A 20,048-nucleotide genomic window follows, 5' to 3' on the forward strand; every position below is an offset into this window, starting at 1 on the left:
CCGGTAGCCGTCCTGGTGACGCAAACCTCTTGATCATCGGCGTTCGGCGCAACCGGCGTTGGGCGCAACCGGCGCTGGGCCTACCAGTTGGTGGAGCCGGGGACCTTGGGCCAGGGCTTCGAGGTGGGCTTGATGAGGTACGCGATGCCGCCCGAGCCGCCGGAGACTCCGCCGCTGGCGTTGGTGCGCTTGGTCCGCAGCCAGATCTGCTCGAACTGCGCCCGCTTGTAGACGTTGCGCACGACGTCGTTGCTGGACGACGCGGGGTCGTTGACGATGACGTCGCCGTCAGCGGTGAAGCCGACCACCACGAACAGGTGCCCGGAGGTGCCGTAGTTCGCCCCGTCCAGCTCGCTGGCGAGGAAGGACTGGCTGGTCACCACGGGGATGCCGGCGGCGACGAAGCGCTCCAGCTCGTCCAGCGAGTGCAGCCGGGTCACCCGCCCCTCCAGTCCGGGGAAGCTGGCCGCGTACGCGGTGTTGAACGGCCAGTTGCCGGCGCCGTCGTACGCGTAGTCGTAGGTCATCCGGGCGGCGTGGTTGACCGTCGGGTCGGGATAGGTCGGGTCCACCCAGGAGGTGTCGGCCTCCGACGGCTTGCGCCCCCAGTACTCGACGACCATCTCCGTGGAGGTGGGCGAGCACCACGCCTCGCCGCCGCCGTCGTACTCCGGGTAGTGCCCGGCGTGCACGTTCTGCGAGTAGCGCGGCACCGGCAGCTCGACACCCCAGGCGATGTGCCCGGCGCTCGGCGGCACGGTGAACCGGTCCGGCACGGTGGAGCTCATCGCGCCGAGCATCCGCACCACCGGCGCGGCGGTCTGCCCCGGGGCCCGGTAGAGGGTCAGCCGCAGCTGGTACGACCGCAGCAGCACTCCGGCGTCGGCGTCGTCGATGCTGAAGGTGTCCGTCCAGATCGTCGACCAGGGGTCGCCCTGCTTGTTGACGCTGGTCCGCTTGATGTCGGTGTCGCCGGAGGCCCAGCGGCCCATGACGTACCACGGGGTCTGGTCGCCGCTGGTGTAGCTGCCCTGCATCTCCACCTGGATCCAGGTGCCGGCGGGGGTCTCCGCGTTCCAGGAGGCGATCAGCTCGGTCGCGTCGAAGCCGACCTGGGTCACCGGCGAGGTCCAGGTGCCGTACTCCCAGGTGCGGGTGGTGCCGGTGTGCAGGTCGGCGTACTCGATGGTGCCGGCCGGGCGGGCCAGGGTGACGCCCGCTCGCGCGCCGGGCACGACGCGGGTGCCGTCCCGGCTGCCCCGGTGCCAGTCGGCGGGGCCGGACCAGTCCTGGAAGGTGATCTGCTCGTCGTGGGTGGGGGCCGGCGGCCGGGCCGCCGTCGCGGGGGCTGCGGTGGCGAGCAGGGTGAGCGCGCTGACGCCGGCGAGGGCGGCCGCGTGCAGGCGGGAGGAGGCCATGGGTGCTCCGCGGTGTCGAGTGGGGGCATCGTCGCTGGTCAGTGTTCCGCTTGGAGGGAAGTTTCGCCAGATGTTCGACGGCAGAAAATCTTTGCCGCAGCGATGGTCAACCTGGGATGCACAAGGCAGCGATCGATATTGATATGACCATGTGACTGATGGTGAAGTGTGCTTCACCGAGCGGGACATCCCGCCCTCCGAGGAGGTAGTCCATGACCCTGGGCAGACCCCACCCTCTCCGTCGTCTCCTGGTGCTCGCCGTCGTCACCGGGCTGGGAATCGTCACCGTCGCCGCCGGACCGGTCGCCGCCCAACCGGCACCGGACCGCACCGCCGAGCCGGCCGCCGCCGGCTACCGGGTGCTCGGGCCCCGGACCCTCGCCGACCGCAACGCGGTGGCCCGCACCGGGGCCGCCATCGACTACTCCGAACACGGCGTCCTGCACGTCTCGGCCACCGCCGGCGAGGCCGCCGCCATCGGCAGGCTCGGCTTCCGGCTGGAGCCGCTCGCCCCGCCACCGAACGCCGAACGCGGCGCCGGCGAGGTGGGCACGCTGGCCTTCCCGCCCGCCGACTCCAACTACCACGACTACGCGGAACTGACCGCCGTCGTGAACCAGACCGTCGCCGACCACCCGGCCATCGCCCGCAAGATCAGCATTGGTACGTCGTACGAGGGTCGCGACCTGATGGCCGTGAAGATCTCCGACAACGTCGGCACCGACGAGAACGAGCCGGAGATCCTGTTCAACTCCCAACAGCACGCCCGCGAGCACCTGACCGTCGAGATGGCGATCTACCTGCTCAACCTCTTCACCGACAGCTACGGCAGCGACTCCCGGATCACCAACATCGTCAACAGCCGGGAGATCTGGATCGTGCCGACGGTCAACCCGGACGGCAGCGAGTACGACATCGCCACCGGGTCGTACCGGTCCTGGCGCAAGAACCGCCAGCCCAACAGCGGCTCGTCCAACGTCGGCACCGACCTCAACCGCAACTGGGGCTACAACTGGGGCTGCTGCGGCGGCTCCTCCGGGTCGACGTCGTCGGAGACCTACCGCGGCCCGTCCGCGTTCTCCGCCCCCGAGACGCAGGCGCTGCGCAACTTCGTCAACAGTCGTGTCGTCGGCGGCACCCAGCAGATCAAGGCCAACATCGACTTTCACACCTACTCGGAGCTGGTGCTCTGGCCGTACGGCTACACGACCGCGAACACCGCCACCGGGATGAGCGCCGACCAGTACAACACGTTCGCCACCATCGGCCAGCAGATGGCGGCCACCAACAACTACACCCCGGAGCAGTCCAGCGACCTCTACATCACCGACGGCGACAGCCTCGACTGGATGTGGGCCACCCACAACATCTGGGCGTACACCTTCGAGATGTACCCCGGCTCGTCCGGCGGCGGCGGCTTCTACCCGCCCGACGAGGTGATCACCGCGCAGACCACGCGCAACCGGGAGGCGGTGCTGCTGCTCAGCGAGTACGCCGACTGCCCGTACCGAGCCATCGGCAAGCAGTCGCAGTACTGCGGCGGTGGCGGCGGCACCACGGTCTGGTCGGACACCTTCGAGACCGCCACCGGCTGGACCACCAACCCGGCCGGCACCGACACCGCCACCCTCGGGGTCTGGGAACGGGGTGCCGCCCAGGCCACCACGTCCTCCGGCGCCAAGCAGCTCACCCCGTACGCCGGATCCAACGACCTGGTCACCGGCCAGCTCGCCGGCTCGGCGGCGGGTGACTACGACGTCGACGGCGGCGTGACCAGCGCCCGGTCCCCGGCGGTGACCCTGCCGTCGTCCGGCACGCTGACCCTCTCGTTGGCCTGGTACCTGGCGCACGGCTCGAACGCCTCGTCGGCCGACTACCTGCGGGTGAGCGTGGTGCACAACGGCGGCACCACGGCCCTGCTCACCGAGGCCGGCGCGGCCGCCAACCGCAACGGGACCTGGGCGGTGGCGAACCTCAACCTCACCCCGTACGCCGGCCAGTCGGTCCGCATCCTCGTCGAGGCGGCGGACGCCTCCGGAGCCAGCCTGGTGGAGGCGGCTGTGGACAACGTCACCATCATGTCCTCCTGATCGGGTGGGGCCCCGCTCCGCCCCCGGCGGGGCCCCACCACCCGCTCCCGAGACTCCCGATCCGGGACATATGCCGCCCCCGTGACCACGATCCCGATCGACGAGTGTTGATCAACACTTGATCGATCCGGCACGTCCCGGCGGTGCGCTACCGTCTTATCGACCACTCCGCAGCGAAGCCGGTGCGAAACCGGCGCTGTCCCGCAACTGTGATGCCCCGCCCGACGGCGGGGACGAGCCAGGTCGCCTGCGGATGGGTCGCGACACGCGCTCTCGAGGAAGGGCGCCTCGTGGGCGGGCGTAACGAGTCCTGTCGGCGAAGCACCACACTCCTCGACCGACAGGAGGCCCCCATGTTCAGACGTACCCCTCGGCTCTTCGCCGCGACCCTCGCGGTCGCCGCGCTCGCCCTCGGCGCCTGCGCCGAGAAGACCGACGACAAGCCGAGCGCGGGCACCGCCGCCGCCAACTACCCGGTGACGGTCGGCGCGCTCACCCTCGACAAGCGTCCCGAGAAGATCGTGTCGCTCTCGGCCAGCGCCACCGAGATGCTCTTCGCGATCGGCGCGGGTCCGCAGGTGAGCGCGGTCGACGACCAGTCCAACTACCCGGCCGACGCGCCCAAGACCGACCTGTCCGGCTTCCAGCCCAACGCCGAGGCGATCGCCGGCAAGAACCCCGACCTGGTGGTGCTCTCCAACGACATCAACAAGATCGTCGACCAGCTCGGCAAGCTGAAGATCCCGGTGTACCTGACCCCGGCCGCCACCACGCTAGACGACTCGTACCGGCAGATCACCGAGCTGGGCACCCTGACCGGGCACGCCGACCAGGCCGCCGACGTCGCCACCGGGATGAAGGACGACATCGCCAAGCTGGTCAAGGACCTGCCGCAGCGTGCCGAGAAGCTCACCTACTACCACGAGCTGGGCCCCGAGCTGTACAGCGCGACCAGCAAGACCTTCATCGGCTCGCTCTACAGCCAGGTCGGCCTCGTCAACATCGCCGATGCGGCTGACGCCGACGGCAAGAGCGGCGGCTACCCGCAGCTCTCCCAGGAGTTCATCGTCAAGGCCGACCCGGACTTCGTCTTCCTGGCCGACTCCAAGTGCTGCCAGCAGAACGGCGACTCGGTCAAGGCCCGCAGCGGCTGGGCCGGCCTCACCGCGGTGAAGAACAACCAGGTGGTCACGCTTGACGACGACATCGCCTCCCGCTGGGGCCCGCGGATCGTGGACCTGCTCCGGGTGATCATCGACGCGGTCGCCAAGGTGCCCGCGTGATGACGACCCGTCGGTGACCGGGACGCCGATGGCCGCCCCGCCACCCACCACCCCGCCGGCCGGGACGCCCTCCACGTCCCGGCCCGGCGGGCTGCCGTCCGTCGCTGGGCTGCCGTCTTCTGGCCAGCCCGGGGGGCTGCCGTCCGTCGCTGGGCTGCCATCGGCCGGCGGGCTGCCGTCCGGCGCCCGGCGCGCGGGGTTGCCCTCCGCCGGGGTGCGGCCCGCCGAGGTGCGCAAACGCTGGTTGGTCGCCGGCGTCCTCGCGGTGCTCGTCGCGCTCCTCGCCGGGGTGTCGCTCGGGCCGGTCAGCCTGCCGCCGGGCAGCGTCGCCGCCGAGTTGCTCAACCTGATCCCCGGGGTGCACCTCGACAGCGGGCTGACCGAGCGGGAAATCGCCATCGTCACCGAACTGCGGCTGCCCCGGGTCGTGCTGGGCCTCCTCGTCGGCGGTCTGCTCGCCCTGGCCGGCGGCTGCTACCAGGGTGTGTTCCGCAATCCGCTGGCCGACCCGTACCTGCTCGGCGTGGCCGCCGGCGCGGGCCTCGCGGTCACCGCGGTGATCGCCCTCGGCGGCGTCGGTCGGCAGGGCGCGATCTCCGGGCTGCCGTTGACCATCCCACTGGCCGCGTTCGCCGGCTCGCTACTCGCCGTGACGATGACCTACCTGCTCGGCGCGGCCGGCGGGCGGAGCAGGTCTCCGGCGATGCTGATCCTGGCCGGGGTCGCGGTCTCCGCGTTCCTCTCCGCCGGGCAGACGTACCTGCTCCAGCGGCACTCCGACAGCATCCAGCCGGTCTACTCCTGGCTGCTCGGCCGGCTGGCCACCGCAGGTTGGCACGACGTGCTGCTGGTGCTGCCGTACGCCGCCCTGACCACCGTGGTGGTGCTGCTGCACCGCCGCGAGCTGGACGTCCTTGCGGTCGGCGACGACGAGGCGAGGAGCCTCGGCCTGCACCCGCAGCGCACCCGCTACCTGCTGATCGCCGCCGCGTCGCTGGGCACCGCCGCGGCGGTCTCCGCGACGGGGCTCATCGGCTTCGTCGGCATCATCGTGCCGCACACCGTCCGGCTGCTCGCCGGGTCGAGCTACCGGGTGATCCTGCCGCTGTCACTGCTGTTCGGGGGCGCTTTCCTGGCCCTGACCGACGTGGTGGCCCGGACCGCCGCCGCCCCGGCCGAGGTGCCCATCGGCGTGGTCACCGCACTGCTCGGCGGCCCGTTCTTCGTCCTCGTGCTGCGGACCGCCCGACGGGTGCTCACGTGAGCCCCGAGCCCGGACCGGCGGGCGTGTCCGCTCCCCGGCAGGTCGAAGCGCCGGCCGTCGAGGTGCGGGGGTTGCACGTCAGTCTGGGCGGCACGCCGATCCTCACCGGCGTCGACCTCACCGTCGCGGCCGGCGAGTGGGTCACCGTGATCGGCCCGAACGGCGCCGGCAAATCCACCCTGCTGCGCGCCGTCGGCGGCCTGCTGCCCGCGCCGGAGGCCATCACCCTGTTCGGTACGCCGAGCACCGCACTGCGCCGCCGCGACCGCGCCCGGGTGGTGGCGACGGTGACGCAGTCCCCGGTGGTGCCGCCCGGCATGTCGGTGCTGGACTACGTGCTGCTCGGCCGCACCCCCTACATCCCGCCGCTGGGTCGGGAGTCGACCGCGGACGTCGCCGCCGTGCACGAGGTGCTGGACCGCCTGGACCTCACCGGCTTTCACCGCCGCGAGCTGGCGACCCTCTCCGGGGGCGAACGACAACGTGTCTTCCTCGCCCGCGCGCTCGCCCAGGGCGCGACGCTGCTGCTGCTCGACGAGCCGACCAGCGCGCTGGACATCGGTCACCAGCAGGAGGTTCTGGAGCTGGTCGACCAGTTGCGTCGCGCGCACGGCCTGACGGTGCTCGCCACCATGCACGATCTCTCGCTGGCCGGGGAGTACGCGGACCGGATGGTGATGCTGGCCGACGGCCAGGTGGTGGCGACCGGGACGCCGCACGAGGTGCTTACCGAACACCTCCTCGCCATCCACTACCGGGCCAGCGTCCGGGTGGTCCCCGGCACCAACGGCCCTCTGGTGGTCCCCATCCGCCCCCGCCCGGCCTGACCCTCGCCGTCACCCGAGGTCGATGACCGAGAAGAGTGCTCCCTGGGGGTCGCGGAGGGAGGCGAACCGGCCGGTCGGGATGTCGCGGGGTGGCACGAGGATCGTTCCGCCCAGTTCGGCGGCGCGGGCGGCGGCGGCGTCCGCGTCGGTCACCGCGAAGTACACCGTCCAGTACGCCGGGAGGTCGGCCGGGTAGCCCTCGCCCAGCGGCGGCATCATGCCGGCGACGATCCGCGCGCCGAGCCGCCATGCCGTGTACGTCATCGCCCCGACCTGCTGCTCGTCCGGCTGCCAGCCGAACACCAGCTCGTAGAAGACCTTCGCGCCCTCCGGGTCGGGGGTGACCAGTTCGTTCCAGCTCATCGCGCCGGGCACGTTGAACACCTCGGCACCGGGCATCGTCAGCGGCTGCCAGACGCTGAACGTGGCGCCCGCCGGGTCGGCGAACACCGCCATCCGGCCCCGGTCGAAGACCTCGAACGGCGGCACCACGACCTGCCCGCCGGCCCGTTCGACCCGGCCGGCGACCAGTTCCGCGTCGTCGGTGGCGACGTACGTCGACCAGATCGGCACCTGGTCGGGGATGGCCGGCGGGCCGGCACCGGCCACCGGCCGGCCGTCGAGCAGGAAGACTGTGTAACCGCCCGCCTCGGGTTCCGGTGTCACCCGTCCGGTCCAGCCGAACAGTTCGGGGTAGAAGCGCCGCGCGTCGGTCAGGTCCGGGGTGGCCAGGTCGGCCCAGCACGGCGTACCCGGCGGGACGGTGCTCACGTCAAGACCCCTCTCGGCCGGCGGCCACGGGCGGCCCCCCTGCCGGAATCCTGGCACCGTCCCGCTGTGGCACGGGGCAAAAACGTGCGAATCGTCAGCTGAACCGGCGACCCTCGTCCCGTCGGTACGCCCAGGCAGCGAGGGAGGCGAGCAGCACGACCCAGACACCGAGCATGATCAGCGCCAGCGGCTCGACCGGGTAGTCGCCGACCGCCGACCACATCAGCTCGGCCGCGCCCCGGGTGGGCAGGAACGGCGCGATCGTCTCGATGAACCCGGGCGCGTCTCCCGGGGCGGAGAGCAGCCCGCCGCCGAACGCGAGCGGCAGGAAGACGACCTGCGCCACCACGATCGCCGCCTTGCTGGGCAGCGAGTAGCCGATGGCGAGCCCCATCAGCGTGAACGGCACCGAGATGACGGCCACCGTGACGGCGGTCAGCAGGAACGCCAGCGGGGTGACCCGGGCCGGGGTCAGCGTCGCGCCGATCACCACGACCGGGATCAGCGAGAGGTACGTCAGCGCGAGGCCGGCCAGCACCCGGCCCGCGAAGCGGGGCGCGGGTCCGGCCGGCAGGGTCCGGGTGTACGGGTTCCACGGCTGGTCGCGGTCCTCGGCGACACCGACGCCGTACTGGAAGATGTTGGCGCTCATCACCGAGAAGGTGACCATCGACGCGGTGGCGAAGGTGGCGCCGACCGCGTCGTCACCGGTGAACGGCACCACGAAGAAGATCATGGCGGCGGCGGGGAAGAAGGCGCTGCCGAAGACGGCCACCGGGATCCGGATGATCTCCAGAAGTTGGTAGCGGGCGTGGACCAGGGCGAGCTGCACGGTGCGCCTCCTCAGACGGTGGTGGGTCGGCCGCCGGCAGCGGCGGTGGTGGCGGGGTCGTCGGGGGTGGACTGCGCGGCGACGTGGGCCTGCTCCTGGCTGCCCGTCCCGCTGGTGATGGCGAGGAACGCCTCCTCCAGCGAGGTGGGCCGCACCTCCAGGTCGGTGAACGCCGCTCGGGAGCCGACCAGCGCCCGGACCAGTTCGTCGGCGTCGGTGGTGAGCAGGTGCAGGCGTCCGTCGATCCGTTCGGCGCGTACGACGCCGGGCAGTTCGGGCAGCTCGTCGGCGACCAGACTGACCCGGCGTACGCCGACGATGCCGCGGACGGCCTCGACGGTGTCGTCGGCGAGCACCCGACCCTGCCCGATCACCACCACGCGGTGGGCGAGCGCCTCCACCTCCTCCAGGTAGTGGCTGCTCAGCAGGACGGTTCCGCCGTCGGTGTGGAACGCGCGGATCGCGTCCCACAGGGTGTGCCGGGCCTCGACGTCCAGACCGGTGGTCGGTTCGTCGAGCAGCACGAGCCGGGGCCGGCCGACGAACGCCAGCGCCACGGCCAGCCGGCGACGCTGGCCGCCGGAGAGCCCGCCGGTCTGCCGCCGGGCGAGGTCGCCCAGGCCGAAGCGGTCGAGCAGCTCATCCCGGGGCACCGGGTCGGGGTAGTGCGCGGAGACGAAGTCGACGACCTCGCCGACGCGCAGCGTGCCCGGCAGGCCGGTCTCCTGCGGCGTGACGCCGATCTGCCGTCGGGACGCCGGGTCGCGGGGGTCGCGGCCGAACAACTCGACCCGGCCCGAACTGGGTCGACGCAGACCGACCAGGAGGTTCATCAGGGTGCTCTTGCCGGCGCCGTTGGGACCGAGCAGGCCGACGAGCTCGCCGGCCCGGACCTCCAGGTCGACGCGGTCGAGGGCGAGGACGTCGCCGTACCGGCGGCTGGCCTGGTCGGCGCGGGCGAGGGTCATGACTGCTCCTTCGACGGGGTGGGGCCGAGCTGGGAGGGATCGAGCAGGGTGCGGATGGCTTCGGTGTACTCCTCGAACGCCAGCCGGCCCCGCCGGCTGAGCCGGATCAGGGTGGCCGGGGTACGTCCACGATGGGTCTTGCTGATCTCGACGTACCCGGCGTCCTCCAGCTTGCGCAGGTGGACGGAGAGGTTGCCGGCGGTCATCGCGAGCAGTTCCTGGAGTCGTGGAAACGTGATCCGGTCCCCGTCGCCGAGCGCGGAGAGCGCGGCGACGACCCGCAGCCGCGCCTGGGCGTGGATGACCGGGTCGAGGTCGGTCATGACCGCCGTCGCTGTCGCAGTCGGGCGATGGCTCCGGCGATCAGGATCCCGACCCCGCCGGCCACCGAGACGACAAGCGCGTGCCAACCCGGCCCGGCGATCGCGCCGACCACGTTGATCACGCTGATCCAGACGCCGAGCCGGAACAGGTCCCGGTCCAGCCAGATCGCGCCGCCGGCCATGTGCAACGCCCCGGTCAGCCCCACGGCGGCCGCGGACCAGAGCAGCGCCGCCAAATCGTGCGGCAGGTGGTCCGAGACCCGACCGACCGCCGCGTACACGCTCACCGAGCCCAGGGCCCAGGCCCACCCGTACCAGCGGCCGCGCTGGGCCGAGTCCCCGGTCACCTGGCCGTACGCCCGCGCGCCGGCCACGGCCTGGATCGCGCCGGCGGCCACCAGCAGGACGAAGAGCGCGGTCAGGGGCAGCCAGTCGGGCAACCGGACCAGCACCCGGCCACCCGGGGAGTAGCGCAGGAAGAACAGCCCGAAGCCGACCAGCCAGGCCACGCCCCACGGCCAGTAGAGCAGCCGGGCGTCGGGTTCCAGCCGTGAGACTGTGGCCGCCCGCTGGTCACGGATCAGTTGGAGTGCCGTAGCGGCGTCGGCGGGGGGTCGATCATCGTCCTGTTCCACGCAAACAACTTTACGGCGCAAAGCTGAAGTCGTGTGCCCCGCTCCGCTGGCGGGTACCCGACAGCGGCGCTTGGCGCCTACGGTGGGACTCGTCAGTGGCTGATCCGTCGCACCGGACACAGTGGCACAGGACACAGAGGAGGGCCGGCATCAGTTACCAGGCGCGGCTGACCGACCTCGTCGAGCCGGACGAACTGCGGGCCGCGGCCGAAACCCGGATCGTCTGGTCCGTGCCCCGGCCCGCGGTGGCCGACGCCCGGGTGGGTTGGCACCGGCTCAACCCGAAGCGGCTCCGGATCGAGTTCACCGACGGCTCGTGGCTGGCGTTCACGGTGCCGATCGCCGAGCCTGGCACGCCACTGCGCGAGCTCGCCGCCGCACTCACCGGCCGCTGACCCGCTCGACCTGCCGCGAGCACCGGCGAGCTGGCCGTGGCCTGCGGCATCGCCGCCGGGGACAGCGCGGCCTACAGCGGTGCCGACTCCCGTGGTGCGGTCTGCGACGGTGTCTGCGGCGGCGCGGACAGCAGTGGCGCGGGCAGCGGTTCGCGGTGCAGCACCGAGAGGCGGGACACCGCGCGGGTGAGCACCACGTACAGCCGGTGCAGCCCGCGTGGTTCGGCCGCGACGATCGCGGCCGGCTCGACCACCACCACGTGGTCGTACTCCAGACCCTTGACCAGCGTCGCGGGCACCACGGTGACCCGCTCCGCGGCGGCGACGTCGTCGGCGGTCGCGGTGGCGACGCCGGCGGCGGCCAGCGCCGCGCGCAGCTCGTCGACCGCGTCGTCCGCGGCGATCACACCGACCGAACCGTCGTGCGAGAGCGCCGCCTGTACCTCGGCCACCGTCGCGGCGGTCAGATCGGCCACGGTACGCACATCCAGGCCGCCGTCGTGACGCAGCGACTCGGCCGGCGGTACGTCCACCGCCAGCGCCGGCAGCAGCAGGTTGGCGAACGCGACCACCGCGGCGGGCACCCGGAAACCGATTGTCAGCGGAACCACCACGGCGTCCGGCTTGCCGAGGTGGGTCAGGGACTCCCGCCAGTCGGTCGCCGCCCACGGCGCGGTGCCCTGCGCGAGGTCACCGAGCAAGGTGACGGAGCCGTGCTCACTGCGGCGGGCGATGGCCCGACACTGCATGGGAGAGAGATCCTGAGCCTCGTCCACCACCACGTGCCCGAATCCGGAGGGGCGCTCCAGCAGCCCGGCAGCCTCGTCGACCAGCACCGCGTCGGCGGCGGTCCAGCGGGCGGCCTTCGGCGTACGGGCCGGCTTCGCCCAGACCAGCAGCGCCTGCTCGGCGTCGCTGAGCAACCCGTCCGCCGCGGCGGCGAGTCGGGCCGGGTCGGAGAGCAGGCCGTGCACCAGCCCTTCCGGGGTGAGCGCCGGCCAGACCGCGTCCAGGAAGTCCACCACCGGCCGGCACCGGCTCATCCGGCGCAGCCACGCGTCGCCGGGCGACTCCGCTCGCCGCGCCTCGGCCTGCCGTTGCAGCAGACTCACCACGCGTGCCCGGACCCGCTCCCGGCCGGTGCCGTACGGCAGCCCCTCGCGACGGGTCTCCTCGACGATCCGGTGCAGCGGCTCCAGCCCGATCCGCCATCGGAACGAACCGTCCGACACGGTGATCGAGTCGGCCGGCGTACCGATCTGTGTCTGCACCGCGCGCCGCAGGACGCTCGCCATCCGCGCATCGTGCTTGAGCGCGGCCACGGCCGGCGCCTCCACCGCCCGCACCGGTACCCGTGAGATCAGCTCCTCCACGGTGGCCTGCTCGACCTCGACCTCACCGAGCGCCGGCAGCACCGCCGCGATGTACGACAGGAACGCCCTGTTCGGGCCCACGATCAGCACACCCGCCCGCCGCAGCCGCTCGCGGTGCAGATAGAGCAGGTACGCGGCCCGATGCAGGCCGACCGCCGTCTTGCCGGTGCCCGGCGCCCCCTGCACGCAGATTGAGTCGGCCAGGTCGGCCCGAACCAGCTCGTCCTGCTCCGGCTGAATCGTGGCGACGATGTCGCGCATCGGCCCGACGCGCGGTCGCTCGATCTCGGAGGTGAGAATCCGACTGGACGTGCCCAGTTCCTCGCCCCGGTCCAGCCGCTCATCCTCGAAACTGGTCAAGACCCCGTTGCTGAACCCGAACCGCCGCCGGACCGCCACACCCTGCGGATCGCGCGCGCTGGCCCGGTAGAACGACCGGGAGACCGGCGCCCGCCAGTCCAGCACCAGCGGCTCGCCGTGCTCGTCGGTCACATGCCGCCGCCCGACGTGATACCGCCGACCGTCATGGTCACCGCCGCCGCTGCTGCCGGCACCGCCGCCGCCGCTGCCGCTGCCGCTGCCGCTGCCGCTGCTGCCGGCACCGGTGCCGCCGCTGCCGCTGCTGCCGGCACCGCCTCTGCTGCCGCTGCCGCCTCCGGTGCCTCCGCCTCCTACGCCGGCGCTGGTGATGGTCGTGCTGCTGGTGGTGGCTGCGCTGCTGGTGCTGCCGGCGTTGGTCGTGGTGGCGCTGGTCGTGAGTCCGGTGGCCGTCTTCTCGCCGCTCGGGGTTTCACCGAAGTCGAGGCGGCCGAAGAACAGCGGTGTGGTGGGGTCGTCGGCCAGTTCGGCCACGCGGCGGGCCAGCGTACGGCCGAGCATCTCCGCCGCGTACGGGTCGCCGGCCACCTGGTCACCCGTCGAGAAGAGGGCTTCGGCCCGCTCCCGCATCCGGCGGAGCGCCGCGCGCGAGGTGGCCAGATGGGCGCGTTCGGCGACCAGATCCGTGTCGGGGTGGGTGTCCAGGTCAGGTGCGGGCATGCTGACGTCCCATCGTTCACATCTGCTGCGCGCTCGCGTGTCCGGTGGCGGATGGCCGCCCGCCCGGCGCGGTGACGTCCGTTCCGGTGCAGCTCACCTCGGCCGTCAAGCGGGCTGCAACCCTACGCCCTTCCGATGACCCCTTCCACCGAATTACCGACCGGACCACCCGTTCAGGCTGGCGTGGCGCATGACGACGTAGCGGCGGACGCGCACCGCGACCCGAGATCATCGCCCGCGTCTCTGGTGTTGCGGGGCCCGGTACGTCGCGGGCGGGGCGATCCGGCCGCCGGGCTTGGTCGCTGGGCTTGGTCGGTTCGCGATGGGTGAGGCTCGCGGGACTCAGCAGCGCTGGTGGTAGAGGTTGCGACGGGGGGTGCGGAGCGCGTCCATCCAGTCGGGCGGGAGGAATTCGGGTCTGCCGTCCGCTGCGATGCGGACGGTCCAGTCACCCTGGTGAAGGAGCCGGTGATGGTGGCCGCACAGCAGGACCGCGTTGCTCAGCGTCGTCGTGCCGCCGTCGGCCCAGTGGCGGACGTGGTGACCATCGCACCATCGCGGCGGCCGGTCGCAGCCGGGGAAGGCGCACCCACCGTCGCGCAGCACCAACGCGCGCCGCAGGGGACCGGTGAAGAGCCGGCGCTGACGTCCGACGTCCAGGATCTGGCTGTTGCCACCCAACACGACCGGCAGCACGGCAGAGTCGCAGGCCAGGCGCCGGACCGCGCCCGGCGTGAGGCGCGCACCGGTCTCCAGGGTGCCCGCGCCCACGTCGTTGACCAGCGCGTCGAGCGACATGGTGACCACCAGTTGCGGCCGATCTCCGCCGTTGTCGGGTAGGTGGCCGGTGCGCAGTGCCAGCCGGCAGATCTCGCCGAGTGCGTCCGCCCGGCGTTGGCCGGGACTGCGGTCGTCGTGCTCACCGGCTGGGGCGCAGAGCGGATCGATGGCCTCGCGCAGCAGGCTCGCGGTCTCGGTGTCGAGGTTTCCGGTGAGGCGGACCTGCCCGTCCTTTGGCTCGGAGAGGGTGACGTGCCGGCGAGTCTCCGCCCGTTGGGTGGCCCGGTCGAGGGCCGCCAGCTCGGCCTGGTCGGCCAGATCCGGCGCGACGTGCGTGAGGACGCGCTCCCCGAGGCGACTCAGGATGGTCGGATCGAAGCGATCGGCCCAGGAGATCAACAGCTCGGTGGCCTTGTCTGTTACCTCGGGCCCGGCCGCGACCGGCAGGGCCGCGACCGTCTCCGCGACCACCCGGCCCTGCTCCACGGTGAGGCTGCCGTCGAGCAGAGCGTCGCGCACCGTTGGCGGGGCGGCGTCGATGGTGGCGGCGAGCTGGACCATCTGCCGGGCCGACCGGCCGGAGAGCCGCAGCCGCTCCCGCAGCCAGACGGCGGTGGACGATGCCCCTTGGGCGACGGCGAGACCACGAGCGTCCAGCTCGCGCACCAGAGCGAGCTGGACGGTCGCCAGACGCTGCGTCACCACGTGTGCCGCATCGAGGGACGCGAGCAGCTCATCGTCGGAGAGAGCCCACAGCGCGGCTTCGGCGCAGTCGTCGACGGCACCCGCCGCCTGCGTCAACGCCTTCAACATGGAACGACAATAGAACACCTGTACGACACTTTCGCCGTCGAGCAGACCGACCATGCGGCCGTCATCCGCCAGGGCGGCGGTGGTCGACGCATCTGCTTCGTCGTGCAGCCGGGCCGGATGCGGTCCACGGTCGCGGCGGCGCGGAACGCCGGGCTGATGGCGGGTCGGCCGGACGGCCAGGATCATGGGGGCATGACCGAGGCCCGTCCCGAGCCGCGTCGGAAGACGATCAGCGATCCGCAGGTGATGCGGGCGTTGGCCCATCCGGCCCGGATCGCGATCATCGAATACCTGAGTAGCCGCGAGGGTGGCGGAACCGCCACCGAGTGCGCGGAAATCGCCGGGCTGTCGCCGAGCGCCACCAGCTATCACCTGCGGGCGCTGGCGAAGTTCGGCCTGGTCGAGCAGGCGCCCAGCCGGGGCGACGCGCGCGAGCGGGTGTGGCGTACGCCGGGTGTCGGCTGGCTGGTCGACGCGGGCCGCGAGGCTGGTCCGGACGCGCGTGCCGCCGAGCAGGCGCTGGTGGAGGCGCACGCCGCTCGTGCGATGGAGCGGACCCGGGACTGGTTGCGGCGCGCCGGTGACGAGCCCGCCGAGTGGTACGACGTGGCGCTGTTCAACGACACGCTGCTGCTGCTCACGGCAGACGAGTTGGCCGATCTGAACGAGGCGGTCATGACGCTGCTCAGGCCGTACCACCCTCGACGGCGCGCCGCCGCGCCGCCTGGTGCTCGTTCCGTCGCCGTTCAGTACCGGACGGTGCCGCTGGCGTAGCGGGGGGTTGTGTCGATCAGTTGTGAAGGATTATTTTCGAAGTATGTCCTTCACAACTGAGGCGTCGCGCTGGTCGGACGTGTGGCTCGCCAGCGCGGCCCGCGGCACCACGGTCGGTGGCGACTTTCTCGCCGCCACCGCGCTCGCGCTGGCCCTGCAGGGCGCGGGTGCCGGCGGACTGGCCGTGTCGGGACTACTGCTCGCGGCCACTCTGCCCCTGGTGGTGCTGGCCCCGCTCGCCGGACGGCTCGCCGATCGGGTGGACAGTCGTACCCTGCTGGTGACCATCGGGTCGGCGCAGGCCGCGATCTGCGTGCTACTCGCCGTCGCCGACGACCCGATAGTGGTCGTGGTCCTCGTCGCGCTGCTCGCCTGCGGGCTCGCGGTCACCCAGCCCTGCCTGGCGGCGCTGCTCCCGGCGATGGTCCGCCCGGCCGACCTGCCACGCGCGAGCGCGATCAGCCAGACCGCCGTCTCCCTCGGCGCGCTCGGCGGCCCGGTGCTGGCCGGCCTGCTGGTGGGGCAGTTCGGCACCCGCGTACCGCTGCTGGTCGACGCCGCGACCTACCTCGCGCTCGTGGTCGCGGGCCTGCTGCTGCGGACCCGTCGCGGCGGCCGACGGCCCACCGCGGACCAGGCCGGCCGTGCGGACCAGGCCGGCCCGGCGGAGCAGGTCCGGGTGGGAGGCCAGGGCAGCCGGGTCAATCCGGGTGGTACGGGCCAGGGCTGGCGGCTTCGACGGGATCCGCTGATGCTTGTCATGGTGGTCAGCACCGCCGTGGTGATCGCGGCGATCGGCGGCATCAACGTGATCGAGGTCTTCTTCATTCGGGAGACGCTGAAGGGGTCTGCCACCACGTACGGCCTCGTTGGCGCCGCCTGGATGGCCGGGATGTTGCCCGCCGGCTGGCTGGCGGCGCGGCTCGCGCGCCGGCTCGACGACGACGCTGCGCTGGTCCACGGAGTGCTGATCACGCTGGCCGGGTGCAGTTCGATGGTGCTGCTGGCCGCGACGGTGCCAGCGGCGGTTCTGCTGGTGCCACTCTGGCTGGTGGCCGGCGCGGCCAACGGCGCGGAGAACGTCTTCGCGAACCTTCTCACCGCTCGCCGCGTGCCGCCGGGGATGCGCGCCCGGGCGTACGCCAGTTACGGCGCGGCCGTGCAGGGCGGCTCGATGGGCGGTTACCTGATCGGCGGCGCGCTGCTCACCGGTGTCGCGCCCCGGCCACTGATCGCGGGGGCCGGAGCGGCCGGGCTCCTGGTGGTGCTGGTGTTCGTGCCGGTCGTCGCCCGGGCGGTACGCAGGCCGGTACGCGAGCAGTCGGCCGGACCGGGGCGTGACACGACTGCCGGACCGGTACGCCCGCAGTCCACCGGCCCCGAGTGCGAGGAAACGACGGGATCGGAGGCTCTGCGACCGGGTGGGACGGATGCGGGGTTGGCCACTCCGGGCCGGCCCGCCGGGCCCTGACCGGAGGCCGGGGATACGGTCGGGTCATGGCTGAGCGCGTCGCACGCCCGCGGGTCGGGCACATCCAGTTCCTGAACTGCCTGCCCATCTACTGGGGGCTGATGCGCTCGGGCACCCTGCTCGACGTGGACCTGCACAAGGACTCGCCGGACCGGCTGAGCGCGGCGCTGGTCGCCGGCGACCTCGACATCGGCCCCATCACGCTGATGGAGTACCTGAAGCACACCGACGAGCTGCTTCTCCTGCCGGACCTCGCGGTGGGCAGCGACGGGCCGGTGCTCTCGGTCAACATGGTCTCCACCCGTCCCCTCGCCGAGCTGGACGGCGCCCGGGTGGCGCTCGGCTCGACCTCGCGGACCGGGGTCATGCTCGCGCAGTTGTTGCTCGCCGAGCGGTACGGCGTGCGGCCCGACTACTTCCGCTGCCCTCCGGACCTGACCCAGATGCTGCTGGAAGCCGACGCCGGGGTGCTGATCGGGGATGTGGCGCTTCGGGCCTACCACGAGGCGCCGTTGCGGGGCCTCACCGTGACCGACCTCGGACAGGCCTGGCGGGAATGGAGCGGGCTGCCGATGGTCTTCGCCGTCTGGGCGGTCCGCCGCGACTTCGCCGCCGCACACCCGGGCCTGGTCAAGGAGGTGCACGAGGCGTTCCTTCGCTCGCGCGACCTCTGCCTCTCGGAGCTGGATCAGGTCGCCGAGGCGGCAGCGCGCTGGGAGGCGTTCGACGCCGCGACGCTGGCCACGTACTTCCGGATCCTGGACTTCTCGCTCGGCGAGCGGCAGGTCGCCGGGCTGCGCGAGTTCGCCCGGCGGGTAGCCGCGCTCGGCGAGGTCCCGGCGCTGCCCGACGGTGGCCCGGAGTTCTTCGCCGGCTGAGCAGCCGGCCGAGCCGACCGCCGCGACGAGCCGCGCCTGCGCCGAGCCGACCGCCCCGAGCGCCGAGGCGCGCCGACCAACAGCGGTCGGCGCGTGATCAGGTGCCGGGGCGCAGCAGTGCCTCGGTGATCTTCTCGCAGTTCTTCATGCCGTAGTCGTAGCCCATGCCGATCGGGTACTTGACCATCACGCCCATCGTCCAGGTGTCCCCGATGGCCAGGCAGTTGATGTGCATCTCCTGCTCCGCGGTCCGGTCGATCCACCCGTTCTTGATGGCGATCTGCTTCTGCTCGGCGGCCGGGAACGCCTTGCGGATGCCGAAGTCACCGGCGCCGCGGACGAGCTTCATCTCGTTGAGCAGCCACTTGGTCCACTTCGGCCCGGCGGCGGTGCCGGTGGCGATGCAGTTGCCCAGGCGGGCGGTGTCGCGGGGGGAGAGGGCCGTGCGGGACCACCCCTTGTCGGGGGCGACGCTGCTGTCGGTCAGCTTGCACATGGAAATCAGTCGTTTGATAGAGGCGTCCCGGCCGACCGAGTTGTAGAACTGCTCGGCCCGCGTGTTGTCGCTGTCCCGGATGATCCGGGTGGCGTCGGCGAGCTTCGCGTCGCTCGGCGTCTGGCCGGCGTCGGCGGCGCGACGCAGATAGTCGGCGACGATCCAGGATTTGATCATCGAGGCGGTGGTGCTGGTCTCGCCCATGTTCTTCGAACCGATGATCTTTCCGGTCCGGCGGTCGAGCACGCTCCAGGAGTACCAGCCCTGGATGTCGAGGTTGAGGTCCTTGGCCTGGAACGGCAGCGGCGCCAGCGAGGGGCTCGGGCTCGGCGACGGCGGGGAGGGCTGACGGGCACTGCGGTCGGTGGCCGCTCCGGTGGACCGGTCGCTGGTAGTCGCCTCGGAGTCACCCCACGTGGCGGCCGCGGACGACTCGAACGGCGACCCGGGCAGGAGCCGTAGCGACACCAGCACCAACCCGATGAGGATGACCGCGACAGCGATCAGGCGCAGCGGCGAGGTCTCGCCCGCACCGCGCCGGTCGGCCCGCCGGTTGCCGGCCATCAGAGCTTTCCGACCGGCTGCTGCGGCACCTTGAGCGCGGCGCCCGGCTGCGGGGTGACCAGTTGGGTGGCCACGCTGGCGCAGACCTGCGCGCCGTAGTCCAGACCGTTCTTGATCGGGTAACGCAGCATCACCGCGAGACTCCACTTCCCGTTGACGGCGAGGCAGTTGACGTGCCAGTTGCCGTCGTAGTTGATCGCGGTCCACCCGTTCTTGATGCTGACCGGCCCCTGCGCGGTGATCGACTTGGGCAGACCGTTGATGATCCCCCAGCGGCCACCGCCGGACTTGAGCTTCTGGTCCTTGGCTGCGGTGGTGCCCTTGACTTGGCTCATCTCGCTGAGCACCCACTTCGTCCACTTGGGGCCGGCGGCCTTGCCGTCGGCGATGCAGTCACCGAGCCGGACGGCGTCCCGCGGGGACATGCGGGTGAAGCTCCACCAACCCTCGTACTTCGGGACGTTGCCGCGCTTGGTGTCGGTCAGACCGCAGATGCTGATCGCGCGCTTGACGACCGGCCCGGGTTGCCCGCCGGGCGGCACGGCGTACGAGCCGCCGGCGGCCTTGTAGACCGCGTTGGCCGCGTCGTCGTCGCTGTTGCGGATGGCGAGGCTGGCCGCCTTCTTCAGGTTCGCCGGCGGTTCCCGGTCCTTGAGCTGCCGCAGATAGTCCGAGACGATCCACGCCTTGAGCATCGATTCGGTGGAGCTGGTCGAGGCCATGTTCGACGAGCCGGAGATCTTGCCGGTCTGCCGGTCCATCAACGCCCACGAGAAAAACTCGCCCTTGAAGCTCACCGACACCCGGCCGGCGGCCAGCGTGGGCGGTGGCGGCGGAGTGGGCGCGGGCGCGGCGACGCTGGCGCCGCCACCGCCGCCTCCACCACCGCTGTCGTCGGTGGAGAGTCGGGCGTACGCGGTGGGGACCAGCAGGACGCCACCGAGAAGAACCGCCACGATGGCGAACACCATGGTCACGCGAGATCGCATGAGTTGGGTGAGCTCCAGATGTCAGGGCCGGGGGACCGGCTTCGTTGTCCGGGGCGACCGGTGCGT

Annotated in this window: 18 protein-coding genes and 1 riboswitch; of the genes, 8 read left to right on the forward strand and 10 right to left on the reverse strand. The window is 72.0% G+C overall.

Features of this window, described 5'->3' with window-relative positions:
* Positions 1–80: 80 nt before the first annotated feature.
* Positions 81–1,418: a C39 family peptidase gene (locus AB0J68_RS01695; protein ID WP_363935439.1), complete on the reverse strand. Its 1,338-nt coding sequence runs from the start codon at positions 1,416–1,418 to the stop codon at positions 81–83.
* A 212-nt stretch (positions 1,419–1,630) separates the two neighbouring features.
* On the opposite strand from AB0J68_RS01695, the gene AB0J68_RS01700 reads away from it, so the two are divergent.
* From AB0J68_RS01700 to AB0J68_RS01715, 4 genes are all read left to right on the forward strand, one after another.
* On the forward strand, positions 1,631–3,508 hold the full coding sequence (locus tag AB0J68_RS01700; protein WP_363935441.1) for a M14 family zinc carboxypeptidase: 1,878 nt from the start codon (positions 1,631–1,633) through the stop codon (positions 3,506–3,508).
* A 178-nt stretch (positions 3,509–3,686) separates the two neighbouring features.
* A riboswitch (cobalamin riboswitch) is annotated at positions 3,687–3,751 on the forward strand.
* Positions 3,752–3,861: 110 nt separating this feature from the next.
* Positions 3,862–4,791, forward strand: coding sequence for an ABC transporter substrate-binding protein (locus AB0J68_RS01705; protein WP_354853830.1), 930 nt, complete (start codon positions 3,862–3,864; stop codon positions 4,789–4,791).
* 229 nt (positions 4,792–5,020) lie between these two features.
* Positions 5,021–6,055: an iron ABC transporter permease gene (locus AB0J68_RS01710; RefSeq protein ID WP_355064805.1), complete on the forward strand. Its 1,035-nt coding sequence runs from the start codon at positions 5,021–5,023 to the stop codon at positions 6,053–6,055.
* Positions 6,056–6,078: 23 nt separating this feature from the next.
* Positions 6,079–6,882, forward strand: coding sequence for an ABC transporter ATP-binding protein (locus AB0J68_RS01715; RefSeq protein WP_354853939.1), 804 nt, complete (start codon positions 6,079–6,081; stop codon positions 6,880–6,882).
* 9 nt (positions 6,883–6,891) lie between these two features.
* Here AB0J68_RS01715 and AB0J68_RS01720 read toward each other — a convergent pair whose 3' ends face one another.
* The 5 genes from AB0J68_RS01720 to AB0J68_RS01740 all read right to left on the reverse strand — a co-directional run bounded on the left by AB0J68_RS01720 (position 6,892) and on the right by AB0J68_RS01740 (position 10,411).
* Complete coding sequence (locus tag AB0J68_RS01720) at positions 6,892–7,653, reverse strand: VOC family protein (RefSeq protein WP_354853833.1); 762 nt, start codon at positions 7,651–7,653, stop codon at positions 6,892–6,894.
* Positions 7,654–7,747: 94 nt separating this feature from the next.
* Entirely contained in the window at positions 7,748–8,485 is a 738-nt protein-coding gene (locus tag AB0J68_RS01725; protein ID WP_355064776.1) for an ABC transporter permease, read from the reverse strand.
* A gap of 11 nt (positions 8,486–8,496) precedes the next feature.
* Positions 8,497–9,453 carry an ABC transporter ATP-binding protein gene (locus AB0J68_RS01730; protein WP_354853839.1) on the reverse strand — a complete coding sequence of 319 codons (957 nt, stop codon included), beginning with the start codon at positions 9,451–9,453 and terminating at the stop codon, positions 8,497–8,499.
* Positions 9,450–9,776: a transcriptional regulator gene (locus tag AB0J68_RS01735; protein WP_234584813.1), complete on the reverse strand. Its 327-nt coding sequence runs from the start codon at positions 9,774–9,776 to the stop codon at positions 9,450–9,452. The genes AB0J68_RS01730 and AB0J68_RS01735 overlap by 4 nt, the downstream gene beginning before the upstream one ends.
* On the reverse strand, positions 9,773–10,411 hold the full coding sequence (locus AB0J68_RS01740) for a transporter (RefSeq protein ID WP_363935443.1): 639 nt from the start codon (positions 10,409–10,411) through the stop codon (positions 9,773–9,775). Before AB0J68_RS01740 ends, AB0J68_RS01735 begins: the two co-directional genes overlap by 4 nt.
* A gap of 95 nt (positions 10,412–10,506) precedes the next feature.
* Between AB0J68_RS01740 and AB0J68_RS01745 the strand changes: the two genes are divergently transcribed.
* Positions 10,507–10,806 carry a hypothetical protein gene (locus AB0J68_RS01745; protein ID WP_363935445.1) on the forward strand — a complete coding sequence of 100 codons (300 nt, stop codon included), beginning with the start codon at positions 10,507–10,509 and terminating at the stop codon, positions 10,804–10,806.
* Between the two features lie 71 nt (positions 10,807–10,877).
* On the opposite strand, the gene AB0J68_RS01750 is transcribed toward AB0J68_RS01745, so the two are convergent.
* Together AB0J68_RS01750 and AB0J68_RS01755 are read right to left on the reverse strand one after the other, a co-directional pair.
* Complete coding sequence (locus tag AB0J68_RS01750; RefSeq protein WP_363935447.1) at positions 10,878–13,217, reverse strand: AAA family ATPase; 2,340 nt, start codon at positions 13,215–13,217, stop codon at positions 10,878–10,880.
* 342 nt (positions 13,218–13,559) lie between these two features.
* Positions 13,560–14,810, reverse strand: coding sequence for a DUF222 domain-containing protein (locus tag AB0J68_RS01755; RefSeq protein ID WP_363935449.1), 1,251 nt, complete (start codon positions 14,808–14,810; stop codon positions 13,560–13,562).
* A 192-nt stretch (positions 14,811–15,002) separates the two neighbouring features.
* On the opposite strand from AB0J68_RS01755, the gene AB0J68_RS01760 reads away from it, so the two are divergent.
* Genes AB0J68_RS01760 through AB0J68_RS01770 form a run of 3 tightly spaced genes read left to right on the forward strand, consistent with a single transcriptional unit; the run spans position 15,003 to position 17,933 of the window.
* Positions 15,003–15,584, forward strand: coding sequence for a winged helix-turn-helix domain-containing protein (locus AB0J68_RS01760; protein WP_363935451.1), 582 nt, complete (start codon positions 15,003–15,005; stop codon positions 15,582–15,584).
* 43 nt (positions 15,585–15,627) lie between these two features.
* Positions 15,628–17,055: an MFS transporter gene (locus AB0J68_RS01765; protein ID WP_363935453.1), complete on the forward strand. Its 1,428-nt coding sequence runs from the start codon at positions 15,628–15,630 to the stop codon at positions 17,053–17,055.
* Positions 17,056–17,081: 26 nt separating this feature from the next.
* Entirely contained in the window at positions 17,082–17,933 is an 852-nt protein-coding gene (locus tag AB0J68_RS01770) for a menaquinone biosynthesis protein (RefSeq protein ID WP_354853855.1), read from the forward strand.
* A 97-nt stretch (positions 17,934–18,030) separates the two neighbouring features.
* Here AB0J68_RS01770 and AB0J68_RS01775 read toward each other — a convergent pair whose 3' ends face one another.
* Complete coding sequence (locus tag AB0J68_RS01775) at positions 18,031–18,993, reverse strand: hypothetical protein (protein ID WP_363935455.1); 963 nt, start codon at positions 18,991–18,993, stop codon at positions 18,031–18,033.
* A complete protein-coding gene (locus AB0J68_RS01780; RefSeq protein ID WP_354853861.1) occupies positions 18,993–19,982 on the reverse strand; it encodes a hypothetical protein in 990 nt (329 codons plus the stop codon). Before AB0J68_RS01780 ends, AB0J68_RS01775 begins: the two co-directional genes overlap by 1 nt.
* Between the last annotated feature and the right edge of the window lie 66 nt (positions 19,983–20,048).

The organism is Micromonospora sp. NPDC049580 (genome assembly GCF_040675595.1).
Taxonomy (GTDB): Bacteria; Actinomycetota; Actinomycetes; order Mycobacteriales; family Micromonosporaceae; genus Micromonospora.

What these genes read in the sequence shown, in the direction of transcription:
- AB0J68_RS01750 (WP_363935447.1), bottom strand. Translation starts at nt 13,217, where the DNA reads ATGCCCGCACCTGACCTGGACACCCACCCCGACACGGATCTGGTCGCC.
- AB0J68_RS01765 (WP_363935453.1), top strand. Translation starts at nt 15,628, where the DNA reads ATGTCCTTCACAACTGAGGCGTCGCGCTGGTCGGACGTGTGGCTCGCC.
- AB0J68_RS01780 (WP_354853861.1), bottom strand. Translation starts at nt 19,982, where the DNA reads ATGCGATCTCGCGTGACCATGGTGTTCGCCATCGTGGCGGTTCTTCTC.
- AB0J68_RS01705 (WP_354853830.1), top strand. Translation starts at nt 3,862, where the DNA reads ATGTTCAGACGTACCCCTCGGCTCTTCGCCGCGACCCTCGCGGTCGCC.
- AB0J68_RS01730 (WP_354853839.1), bottom strand. Translation starts at nt 9,453, where the DNA reads ATGACCCTCGCCCGCGCCGACCAGGCCAGCCGCCGGTACGGCGACGTC.
- AB0J68_RS01770 (WP_354853855.1), top strand. Translation starts at nt 17,082, where the DNA reads ATGGCTGAGCGCGTCGCACGCCCGCGGGTCGGGCACATCCAGTTCCTG.
- AB0J68_RS01775 (WP_363935455.1), bottom strand. Translation starts at nt 18,993, where the DNA reads ATGGCCGGCAACCGGCGGGCCGACCGGCGCGGTGCGGGCGAGACCTCG.
- AB0J68_RS01695 (WP_363935439.1), bottom strand. Translation starts at nt 1,418, where the DNA reads ATGGCCTCCTCCCGCCTGCACGCGGCCGCCCTCGCCGGCGTCAGCGCG.
- AB0J68_RS01700 (WP_363935441.1), top strand. Translation starts at nt 1,631, where the DNA reads ATGACCCTGGGCAGACCCCACCCTCTCCGTCGTCTCCTGGTGCTCGCC.
- AB0J68_RS01755 (WP_363935449.1), bottom strand. Translation starts at nt 14,810, where the DNA reads ATGTTGAAGGCGTTGACGCAGGCGGCGGGTGCCGTCGACGACTGCGCC.
- AB0J68_RS01735 (WP_234584813.1), bottom strand. Translation starts at nt 9,776, where the DNA reads ATGACCGACCTCGACCCGGTCATCCACGCCCAGGCGCGGCTGCGGGTC.
- AB0J68_RS01760 (WP_363935451.1), top strand. Translation starts at nt 15,003, where the DNA reads ATGACCGAGGCCCGTCCCGAGCCGCGTCGGAAGACGATCAGCGATCCG.